Source organism: Bacteroides sp. 4_1_36 (genome assembly GCF_003466325.1).
Classification (GTDB): domain Bacteria; phylum Bacteroidota; class Bacteroidia; order Bacteroidales; family Bacteroidaceae; genus Bacteroides; species Bacteroides uniformis.
In genome coordinates this window covers 1346-3136 of the sequence record NZ_QSOX01000052.1, presented here as the reverse complement: position 1 = coordinate 3136, position 1791 = coordinate 1346, and the positions used below count along the sequence as shown (strand labels likewise).

The following is a 1791-nucleotide window of genomic DNA, read 5'->3' as shown; positions in this document are numbered from 1 at the left end:
GTAAAGAGCCGGACGGAATACCGGGCTGCGGGTTCTTCGGACTTGTACCAGCCCGTTACGAAATTTGTCCTGAACTCGTTCAGGCGCAGGCTGGACGCAACCGCTGGTATTGTCACCTCTGCCGAGAACATCCGTACCATACTGGAAAGCGACTTCGCAAGAAAGGTACATCCCATACGGGAATACTTTAACGCCCTGCCGCTTCTCAATCCTGCCGAACATGGGCATATCGGCAGGCTTCTGAACACGGTACAGGTAGCCAATCCCGGCAAATGGGAGGAATATTTCACGAAATGGCTTATCGGTGTGGTAGCCAACGCAATGAACGACACGGGGTGTCAGAATCATACCTGTCTAGTGCTAACCGGGGACAAGCAGGGACAGTTCAAATCGTGGTGGCTGGACAACCTTTGCCCGACACCGCTTAAGAACTACCTGTTCACCGGAAAGATAGACCCGCAGGGCAAAGACATCCTGACACTGATAGCCGAATACCTGTTCATCAACATTGACGACCAGCTAAAGGAACTCAACAAGCAGAACGAGAACGCCTTGAAGAACCTTATCACCACCCCGGCAGTGAAATACCGCAGACCGTATGATGTTTACATAGAGGAATACCCCCACCTCGCCAGCTTCATGGCTTCGGTGAACGGCAACGAGTTCCTGACCGACCCGACAGGCAGCAGGCGTTTTTTGCCGTTCGAGGTACTGCACATAGACAAGCCCACGGCAGAAAGTATTCACATGGATAACGTCTATTCCGAAATCATGTACCTGTACCGTCAGGGCGTGCGCTACTGGTTCAATGATATGGAGATTAGAGAATTGCATTTAGCAAATGCAGGATTTGAGGTGCAGACGGTCGAGTTTGAAATGCTGACACAATATTTTGAGAAGCCGACAGAGGAGGAAGAACCCTTGTTCTTTATGACAACGGCACAAATACTGACACGTTTACGGGATATATGCGCCATGCAGCTATCTGAAAAACGGCTGGGGGAAGCGTTGCGCAAAGCCGGGTTCAAACGAGTGCAGAAACGTATCAACAAACAGAATTATTCGGTATATGGGTACAGAATAAAGCCTATTCCTGCATCCTATACAAATGACGATTACGGATAGGTAGCCGTGCAGTAATTACTGCAAAAGTATCACATAATCACTCAAACTGTTAAAAATCAGCCTATTATACAATACACAATAAGCAGTAAGATAAAATCCAAAACTTTTTGGAAAACCGGAAAAAAGAAAAACAAGAAAAGAGCAAGCAGGAATATAAGGCTGTATTTCTATTTCCTTTTGAAGAAATAACTTACTTATCTTACTGCATAAGAGATAATCCACTGAAAAAAAAAGAATTATGCGCAGAAACATGGTGACTTTTCTTCTTACTGACTTCTTACTGTGCTACTGCAATTTATCAATGAATATCAAAAAATAAAAATTATGACCTACAAGGAAGCCAACAATATCAGTATCAAAGATTACCTGAACTCTTTGGGAATCCAGCCAGCCAAGGAAAAGGGAAGCTACGGGATGTACCGCAGCCCCTTACGGGAGGACAACACGCCAAGTTTCAAGGTGGATTATAACGCCAATCTATGGTGTGACTACGGAACTGGTGAGGGCGGGACGCTCATCGACCTTGTAATGAAGCAACACCAGTGCAACGCCTACGGTGCTATCTGCCGACTGGAACAGGGCGACACCGCCTCTTTTTCCTTTCACGGGAAAGAACTGCCCGAAAGGGAGACGAAAAGGCAAGCAGCCAGCCCGATAGAGATACAC

General features: G+C 46.7%; 2 protein-coding genes. Both read left to right on the top strand.

The window, feature by feature from the left end; genetic code table 11:
• Window positions 1-1125: VapE domain-containing protein (locus DXD65_RS20765; protein WP_117887907.1), on the top strand; the 1125-nt coding region annotated here is incomplete at its 5' end.
• Window positions 1126-1449: 324 nt separating this feature from the next.
• Window positions 1450-1791: CHC2 zinc finger domain-containing protein (locus DXD65_RS21435; protein WP_233556171.1), on the top strand; the 342-nt coding region annotated here is incomplete at its 3' end.